Below are 6,536 nucleotides of genomic sequence, written 5' to 3'. Positions count from 1 at the left end.
GAGTATAGACTGGGCGATGCTCATTGCGCTGAACAGAGGCAGAATGGAAGAAATGAAAGGAACGCCTTACTACGAGAAATTTAAAAATATTGCGAAAGACTGTGATATGATAAGCGGCTATGTGGTGAGTGACCGCATGTTTGTTGTCCTGGAGCGTTTTTTTTCCTGTGAAATTACGGATGCGGCATTGATGAGCAGCCTCAGTGCACTGAAAGCCGACAAGCAGTATGCAGCGGTCAGTGAACGGGCATGTAAGCAGATACGCGTCATAGAGAATCTTCCCATAGGAGAAAAAGAAAGGGCTTATTCCCGGAAAATGTGTGAGGCGAACCGTGCAGGTGAGATTAGCAGAGCAGAGGAAATTTGCCGAAAACACCGCAGGGAGGGCCGCTATTTTGATGAAATACTGAATGGGGGCGGCCGAATATGATGAAAAACTTAAGTCTGATTGAACGACAGCTCTGCAATATACAGGGACGGTTGTTTGAACTTTCCCTGAAAATGGGATATGACAGCCCAGATTTTATAAAGGTATTTATGAAGAGCAGCGTGGCAGCAGGGTTAGATGAGGATTATGACAGACTTCAATGGGCTGGGGAAGCTTATCTGCTGGAATTACTGGGGCAGGAAGCCGGAGGATTAAAAGGTACCGGGAATAAATACACCAATGAAGTGATGTATTGGAGCGGCTATCTTTACCGTTGCTGGCACTATATGACAGGAGAAAAGAGCCGTGATATTTTTGACCAGGCAGACGCACAGATTATGAATGAGATTTATTTTGGGTTTCACATATTAGACATGGGAATGGCAATAGAAGATCTGAAAGAATTATACAGGCAGAGACAGCATTTATGAAAGAATTATTTACAATCGGAGAAGTGGCCAAATTATTTGATGTTAACATACGCACTTTGCGGTATTACGATGGAATCGGACTGCTAAAGCCGGAACGGACTGATCCCGGTACCGGATACCGTTACTATTCAACCAGACAGTTTGAACGTTTGAATACGATAAAATATCTCCGGGCACTTAACATGCCCATTGAGAAAATCGCTGATTTCTTTGGAAATAAGGACATTGATCAGATGGTTACCATATTAAGGGGGCAGCAAGAAGAGATTGCAGCCCGGAAAAGAGAACTGGAACTGGTGGAAAAAAAGCTTCAGAGACGGCTGACGCAGATCCAGGATGCAGTGGAAACTGTGTATGACCGGATTATAGAGAAGCAGATTTCTTTGCGAAAAGCAGCATATCTCAGAAAAGAGATCCCCGTAGGGGAGGATTTGGAATATCCCATTCGTGAACTGGAGCGCAATAACAATTTAAAGGCAGTGATGTTTCTTGGTAAAGTGGGCGTGTCCGTTTCCAGAAAAGATCTGGTAAAGCGCAGGTTTGAAAAGTTTTCCGGGATTTTTGTACTTCTGGAACAAGAAGATGAATACCGGGAGGATACCATCTGTTTAAAAGAATCGTACTATGTAACCATCCGGTATCAGGGAACCCATGAGAAAGCCAAAGGCTATTATCTGAAATTACTCTCTTATATGGAGAAGCAGGGATATGAACCTGATGGAGATTCTGTGGAAATAACCCTGATTGATGCAGGAATGACAGACGATTCCTCCAGGTTTGTGACAGAGTTACAGATTCCATATAAAAGTATTTAATTTTATTTTAACAAATCTCTTGACCCTCTATCTGCTGGAGGGTTTATATTTTTGTAAAAACAAGAGCGTGCAGAAGGCTGAAATGATGTTTCAAACAGGCTTTTGTGCTGAAGGAGAAAATTTATTATGATTGGAACGATTGTAAATACAGGTACGATACTGGCAGGCAGCATAATCGGAAGCCTGGTTAAGAAGGGAATCAAAGAAGAATACCAGGGAGCACTGTTTAATGCCATGGGTCTGGCTGCAGCGGGACTTGGCATTAATGCAATTGTACAGAATATGCCAAAGAGCCAGTTCCCGGTATTGTTTATTATCAGTCTGGCAATTGGCAGCCTGCTTGGTACAATGCTGGATATTAACGGGCGGTTTACGAAGTTGACGAATAAATTTTCCAGCAGCAATCTGGGGCAGGGGCTGGCTACCGGAATTTTATTATTCTGTATTGGTACCTTATCCATACTGGGACCGATGGAAAGTGCCCTCCATGGAGATAATACTTACTTATTCACCAATGCTGCGCTGGATTTTGTGACTTCTATGGTACTTGCTTCTACATATGGAATCGGGATGGCAATTACTGCTGGGGTATTGTTCGTGTGGCAGGGAAGTATTTATCTGGGGGCAGGACTATTGTCTGGTTTCTTAACACCGGAACTTTTGACGGAGATCTCCATAGTGGGTGGGTTTCTCATTGCCAGTTCGGGACTTTCTATATTAAAAATAAAAGATTGTAAAGCTCTGAATATGCTGCCGGCATTGCTTGTGCCGCCTGTCTGGTTTTTATTACAGGGATTTTTTTTGAAGTAAAAATTTTATTGATGTTGACAAGAAAATCATACCAATCCAGTATAAATAGAGGTTTAAAGCCTGGAAGCTGCAATCCAAAATTATGAATCAAAAAATATTTCCAAAAATTTATTGAAAAAAAGGTTGAAATGTGTCGGCGGATATGGTAGAATCTTAACAATTTGAGAACCTATAGTGTGGTGATACAAAGAAGTCTGAATTTGGTTTCAGACTTCCAAGTTTGACTCGAGGGGGAGCGCATGGCAAAATTTTGCGGCTATAGGAGCCTGAGATTTTAGTGGCGTTCTCTTTTTTTTTGCGCGAAGATAGGAACGAAAGTTACTATTCACAGTCAGGAATGCGTTGAACTGCGCATTTTGTGAGAACATGATTCAGTATTTTTCGCACAAAATGGTTACTATAATTATAAGAAAAAGAAAGGGCAAGGTGGCATATGAAAGCTTTTCTAATATTAGAAGATGGCACTGTATTTACCGGAACCAGTATCGGCGCCGAAAAGGAAATGATCAGTGAGATCGTATTTAATACATCCATGACAGGATATCTGGAGGTTCTGACAGATCCCTCTTATGCAGGGCAGGCAGTGGTAATGACTTACCCGCTGATTGGCAACTATGGTATCTGCCATGAGGATATGGAATCTGCAAGGCCATGGCCGGATGGATACATTGTGCGTGAGTTATCCAGGATTCCAAGCAATTTCAGAAGTGAAGGAACCATTCAGGAATTTCTGAAAAAGCATGATATACCGGGGATTGCAGGAATTGATACCAGAGCGCTCACGAAGATTCTCCGTGAAAAAGGTACCATGAACGGTATGATAACCACGAATGAGCATTATCATATAGAAGAGATCATCCCCAGATTAAAAGCATACACTACAGGAAAAGTTGTAGAAAAAGTTTCTTGCAGGGAAAAATATGTCCTGGAAGGGAATGGCCCGAAAGTTGCCCTGTTAGATTTAGGAGCGAAGAGAAATATAGCACGTTCATTGAACCAGCTGGGATGTGAAGTGACGGTATATCCGGCACTGACTTCGGCAAGCGAAATCATGGCATCTAATCCGGATGGCATTATGCTTTCTAACGGACCTGGAGATCCCAAAGAGTGTACTTCTATTATAGAAGAAATCAAGAAGTTATACCATTCTGAGATTCCAATTTTCGCAATCTGTCTTGGACATCAGTTAATGGCACTGGCTACCGGTGCAGATACCCATAAAATGAAATACGGACATCGCGGCGGCAATCATCCGGTGAAAGATCTGGCTACAGGAAGAGTATACATTTCTTCGCAGAATCATGGTTACGTGGTTGATACCGACAATTTGGATCCAGCTGTTGCGGTACCGGCTTTTGTAAATGTAAATGATGGTACTAACGAAGGATTGGCATACACAGGTAAGAATATCTTTACCGTACAGTTCCATCCGGAGGCTTGTCCGGGACCGTTAGATTCCGGATACTTATTTGACCGGTTTATGAAAATGATGGAGGTGACAAAATAATGCCAAAGAATCCTGAAATTAAAAAAGTATTAGTTATCGGATCCGGTCCGATTATTATCGGACAGGCAGCGGAGTTTGATTATGCAGGTACACAGGCCTGCCGCTCACTGAAAGAAGAAGGATTAGAAGTTGTACTGCTCAATTCCAATCCTGCAACGATTATGACAGATAAGCAGATTGCTGATAAAGTATATATAGAACCACTTACAACAGAAGTTGTGAAACAGTTGATTTTAAAAGAAAGACCGGACAGCGTGCTGCCCACCCTTGGCGGACAGGCAGGTCTGAATCTGGCAATGGAGCTGGATGAGGAAGGCTTCTTTGAAAAGAACAATGTAAAATTAATCGGTACCACCTCTATGACGATAAAAAAAGCGGAAGACCGTCTGGAGTTTAAGAGCACGATGGAAAAAATCGGAGAGCCGGTTGCAGCTTCCATGGTTGTGGAAAATATTGAGGACGGTATTGCGTTTGCAAACACCATTGGTTATCCCATCGTTTTAAGACCGGCTTATACACTGGGCGGCAGCGGCGGCGGTATTGCCGCAAATGTGGAGGAACTGGTTGAGATTCTGGGAAATGGTCTGCGTTTGAGCCGTGTAGGACAGGTACTGGTAGAACGCTGTATCTCCGGATGGAAAGAAATTGAATATGAAGTAATGCGTGACAGCGCAGGAAACGTTATTACCGTTTGTAATATGGAAAATTTAGATCCGGTAGGCGTGCACACCGGAGACAGTATCGTAGTAGCACCCTCACAGACACTGGGTGATAAGGAATACCAGATGCTCCGTACCTCAGCCCTGAATATTATCAGTGAACTGGAGATCACCGGAGGCTGTAACGTTCAGTATGCACTGCATCCAACCAGCTTTGAATATTGTGTAATTGAGGTGAATCCGCGAGTTAGCCGTTCTTCGGCGTTGGCATCCAAAGCAACCGGATATCCAATTGCGAAAGTTGCAGCTAAAATCGCCCTGGGATACACGCTGGATGAAATAAAGAATGCCATAACGGGAAAAACATATGCCAGTTTTGAACCTATGCTGGACTATTGTGTAGTTAAAATTCCAAGACTTCCGTTTGATAAATTCATCAGTGCGAAGAGAACACTTACCACGCAGATGAAAGCAACCGGAGAAGTAATGAGCATCTGCAATAACTTTGAAGGTGCACTCATGAAAGCAATCCGTTCCCTGGAACAGCATGTGGACAGCTTAATGTCATATGATTTCTCAAATCTTCATGGGGATGATCTGTTAAAGCAGCTTGGTAAAATTGATGACAGGAGAATCTGGGTGATTGCAGAGGCAATCCGCCAGGGCGTTTCCTATGAGGTCATTCATGATATTACCAAGATTGATATCTGGTTCATTGATAAACTTGCTATCTTAGTTGAAATGGAAGAGGCACTTAAGACGCAGGAATTCACAACCGAATTACTGGAAGAAGCAAAACGCATTGAATTTCCGGATAATGTAATTGCAGCTCTTACCGGCAAGACCGAAAAAGAGATCCGTGATATGCGTTATGAAAACGGCATTGTTGCAGCATATAAGATGGTAGATACCTGTGCAGCTGAATTTGCAGCAAGCACGCCATATTATTACTCGGTATTCGGCAGTGAAAATGAAGCAATTGAAACTAACGACCGTAAAAAGGTTCTGGTATTAGGATCCGGTCCTATTAGAATCGGACAGGGGATTGAATTCGACTTCTGCTCTGTACATTGTACCTGGGCATTTTCGAAAGAAGGTTATGAGACCATTATTGTAAATAATAATCCGGAAACGGTTAGTACCGATTTTGATATTGCAGATAAACTCTATTTTGAACCGCTGACACCGGAAGATGTGGAAAATATTGTGCGTTTTGAAAAGCCGGACGGAGCGGTGGTACAGTTTGGCGGGCAGACTGCCATTAAGCTTACGGAAGCGCTGATGAAAATGGGTGTGCCGATTCTGGGTACTTCCGCTGAAAATGTGGATGCGGCTGAAGACAGGGAACTGTTTGACAAAATTCTGGAAGAATGCCAGATTCCAAGACCGGCAGGTCATACGGTATTCACAGCTGAAGAGGCGAAGAAAGCGGCTAATGAACTGGGGTATCCCGTTCTGGTAAGACCTTCTTACGTATTGGGCGGTCAGGGAATGCAGATCGCAATCAATGACGAAGATGTGGATGAATTTATCGGTATCATCAACCGTATCGCTCAGGAGCATCCGATTCTGGTGGATAAATACCTGGTTGGGAAAGAAATCGAAGTGGATGCGGTATGCGATGGAGATGATATCTTAATCCCTGGAATCATGGAGCATATCGAGCGGGCAGGTATTCATTCCGGTGACAGTATTTCGGTATATCCCGCACAGAGCCTGGGTGAAAATGTTAAGGCTAAGATTGAAGATTATACGAAAAAGCTGGCACAGTCACTGCATGTAATCGGATTGATTAATATCCAGTTTATTGTTTGTCAGGAAGAGGTTTATGTAATTGAAGTAAATCCCCGTTCCAGCCGAACCGTGCCTTATATCAGCAAGGTTACC

General features: G+C 43.1%; 6 protein-coding genes. All 6 read left to right on the top strand.

Annotated features, from left to right (window positions below):
• A partial coding sequence (locus ACH2DQ_RS24670) for a DUF3990 domain-containing protein (protein WP_395028589.1) occupies positions 1–430 on the top strand: 430 nt, incomplete at its 5' end.
• Positions 427–858, top strand: a complete 432-nt coding sequence (locus ACH2DQ_RS24665; RefSeq protein WP_394912462.1) for a hypothetical protein — start codon at positions 427–429, stop codon at positions 856–858. The genes ACH2DQ_RS24670 and ACH2DQ_RS24665, both read left to right, overlap by 4 nt.
• Complete coding sequence (locus tag ACH2DQ_RS24660) at positions 855–1,673, top strand: MerR family transcriptional regulator (protein WP_394912461.1); 819 nt, start codon at positions 855–857, stop codon at positions 1,671–1,673. The genes ACH2DQ_RS24665 and ACH2DQ_RS24660 overlap by 4 nt, the downstream gene beginning before the upstream one ends.
• 126 nt (positions 1,674–1,799) lie before the next feature.
• Positions 1,800–2,483, top strand: a complete 684-nt coding sequence (locus tag ACH2DQ_RS24655) for a DUF554 domain-containing protein (protein ID WP_394912460.1) — start codon at positions 1,800–1,802, stop codon at positions 2,481–2,483.
• Between the two features lie 433 nt (positions 2,484–2,916).
• Positions 2,917–3,990: a carbamoyl phosphate synthase small subunit gene (locus ACH2DQ_RS24650; RefSeq protein WP_394912459.1), complete on the top strand. Its 1,074-nt coding sequence runs from the start codon at positions 2,917–2,919 to the stop codon at positions 3,988–3,990.
• Positions 3,990–6,536: carbamoyl-phosphate synthase large subunit (gene carB / locus ACH2DQ_RS24645; RefSeq protein WP_395028588.1), on the top strand; the 2,547-nt coding region annotated here is incomplete at its 3' end. The genes ACH2DQ_RS24650 and carB, both read left to right, overlap by 1 nt.

It is taken from the genome of Robinsoniella sp. (genome assembly GCF_034124845.1).
The sequence above is the reverse complement of the archived record's forward strand: the minus strand, read 5'-3'. Positions and strand labels throughout refer to the sequence as shown.